Origin of the sequence: Kribbella steppae (assembly GCF_004342025.1) — a bacterium.
GTDB classification, from domain to species: Bacteria; Actinomycetota; Actinomycetes; order Propionibacteriales; family Kribbellaceae; genus Kribbella; species Kribbella steppae.
This window is the reverse complement of record NZ_SLWN01000035.1, coordinates 1-2,631: the sequence shown is the minus strand read 5'-3', so window position 1 is coordinate 2,631 and position 2,631 is coordinate 1. Positions and strand designations below refer to the sequence as shown.

The 2,631-nt window shown below is 68.9% G+C and carries 2 protein-coding genes and 1 pseudogene; 2 read left to right on the top strand and 1 reads right to left on the bottom strand.

What is annotated here, in order from left to right; genetic code table 11:
- Positions 1–174: pseudogene (locus EV652_RS45670) on the top strand (IS30 family transposase); the annotation flags it as partial.
- A gap of 60 nt (positions 175–234) precedes the next feature.
- Here the strand turns inward: EV652_RS45670 and EV652_RS43835 are convergent.
- Positions 235–1,047, bottom strand: a complete 813-nt coding sequence (locus EV652_RS43835; protein WP_158441588.1) for an aminoglycoside 6-adenylyltransferase — start codon at positions 1,045–1,047, stop codon at positions 235–237.
- Between the two features lie 192 nt (positions 1,048–1,239).
- Here EV652_RS43835 and EV652_RS43830 point away from each other — a divergent pair, with 192 nt between their 5' ends.
- Positions 1,240–2,409, top strand: a complete 1,170-nt coding sequence (locus EV652_RS43830) for an acyl-CoA dehydrogenase family protein (RefSeq protein ID WP_199238743.1) — start codon at positions 1,240–1,242, stop codon at positions 2,407–2,409.
- Positions 2,410–2,631: the final 222 nt, after the last annotated feature.

The following is a 2,631-nucleotide window of genomic DNA, read 5'->3' as shown; positions in this document are numbered from 1 at the left end:
CGCGAATACCTGCCCAAAGGCACCGACCTGTCCACCCACACCGCCAACGACCTCAACGCCATCGCCGACGAACTCAACGACCGCCCCCGCAAACGCCTCGGCTACCACACCCCCCGCGAAATGTTCGCTAGCCTCCTCCTCCAAGACCTACACCGCGTTGCAACCACCCCCTGATTCCACCGGCACCTTTCTTCCGGACAACCCGTCGACGCCGCCCCCGAGCACTGCTGGGCGTCAGGCGAAGTCGGTGGTGAAGTGTTGGCGGAGGTGGGTGAGGGTCGCGTCGACGAAGGCTTGCGGCCAGGGGTTGCCGGTCTCCTCGGCCAGGGTGGTGCCGCGGCGGATGAACTCGCGGCACATGTACTGGTTCGCCGCGATGATGTCGGCCGGGTCGGCGCCGGCTGCCGGGATCGCCTCGAGGGCGGCGCGCTGTTCGTCCGACAGAAAGGCGTTCAGCCGTTTGGCTCCACCGGTACGACGTACGCCGCGTTCGGCGAGCATCAGCGCGATGAGTTGGTCGCGGACCGCGCCGACGCCTTGGTTGCCGACGATCCGCTCGTCCCGGCCGAGCACGACCACCAGGTTCCCCAGGAAGTAGAAGAACAGGTTCACGGCTCCCTGCGGCCAGTACGGCGTACCGGGTCGGCCGCCCTGTCGCGGCTGGTCGCCGTCGGGGAAGTGTGATCCGTCCCGGTCGAAGAGCACGCGGACTCCGTCGTACTGGAGACGGTCGAAACCGGCGAGCGGGTGGATGACCAGATCGACGTGCAGCCAGTCCGGGGTGATCCCGAGGCCGCCGATCAGTCCGGGAATCCGCTCGGCGAGGACGGTCGGGCCGGCGAGCTGTGCCATCAACTCGGTCCAGTGCTCCTCGAACCAGGCCGCGCTCTCGTCCGTGACGACGCAGTGCACGTCGACGTCACTGAAGCTGTCCGCCTCGCCGGAGCCGTAGCTCCCGGCCAGATAGACGGCGAGAATCCGCTCGTCCGCCGGTAAGACGGTGCGGGCGCGCTCGATGACGCGCTGCTGTCCGGCATCCCCAGTCACCTGCGACAGCCTAGGACGACGCTCGGTCCGAGCGATCGTCGCGCCGCGAGGACATGGCATCGCGCCTCAGCCGTAGAGCGAGCGCCGACCCCGGACGCGCCACCCGTCACCAGGACAGTTCGGCCGGCGAAGCGTAGGATTGACGTGCCGTCGACGATATTTGACACTCTGTCGACAACCAGAGGAGGGCCGATGATCGACTTCGGGCTGTCGGAGGAGCAGCGGGCGATCCGGGACGTCGCCCGCCGGTTCGTCCGCGAGCAGCTGATGCCGCTGGAGACCGAGGTACTCCGGCGCGAGCGGACCGGTGGTGCCGGGATCGAGCCCGCCGAGGTCGCGGAGCTGCGGCAGCGGGCCAAGGAGTTCGGCTTCTGGGGGCTCGGGACGCCGGACGAGTACGGCGGGATGGACCTGCCGGCCGTGGAACAGGCCCTGATCGCCGCCGAGCTCGGCCGGACCTTCATCCCGTTCAGCTTCGGCGGCGAGGCGGACAACATCCTGTACGAGTCCGACGAACGGCAGACCAAGGAGTACCTGCTGCCGACGATCGCCGGTCAGCGCCGATCCTGCTTCGCGATCACCGAGCCGGGGGCCGGGTCCGACACCCGGGCGATCCGCACCAGCGCCCGCCGCGACGGCGGCGAGTGGGTGATCCGCGGTGAGAAGACCTTCATCACCGGCGGCAACGAGGCCGACTTCGCCATCGTCATCGCGGTCACGGATGCGCTGCGCGGACCCAAGGGCGGGTTCACCGCCTTCCTGGTCGACCGGGACCGCGGCTGGACCTCGAGCCCGATCGTCACGATGGGTCCGGCCGGGCCGGCGACGTTGGTCTTCGACGACGTCCGGGTGCCCGACGACCACGTGCTCGGCGAGGTCGGGGACGGATACGAGCTGGCGATGCGCTGGATCATGAAGGGCCGCTACCTGATCCCGGCCCGCGGTTTGGGCGCGTGCGAACGGCTGCTGGAGATGGCGATCGAGCACGCGAACACCAGGCACACCTTCGGCCACCCGATCGGCGAGAACCAGGCGATCCAATGGATGATCGCCGATTCGGAGGTGGACCTGGAGGCCGCCCGCTGGCTGGTACTGCGGTCTGCCTGGGGCATCGATCAGGGACAGCCGCCGCAGCACGACTCGGCGATCGCCAAGCTGTACGGCACGAACGCCGTGAACCGGGTCGCGGACCGGGTGCTCCAGATCCACGGCGGCATGGGCTACACGAAGGAGTTGCCGATCGAGCGGTGGTTCCGCGAGGTGCGGTTGTGGCGGATCTTCGAAGGCACCGATGAGATGCAGCGCCTGATCATCTCCCGCGACCTCCTCCGCGGCTACCGCAAGCCCGGCGGCCACATCTAGGGCACGTCTCTCAATTCCCTGCGTGCTGCGCGGCGCTCGGCGGGCACATCGCGGCGTTGGAGGGCGAGGCACGGAGAACCCCACTCCGAGCCTCGCCCTCCGCCTTGCGCTGCACTCCGCCGAGCACCTGCTCGCTAATCCGAAAATGGACCGGGTCGGGCGTGCGGCAAGATGCCGGTGGAGCGCAGGGGAGCCGGTTGTGGTTCAGGCGGCGGGTTCGAG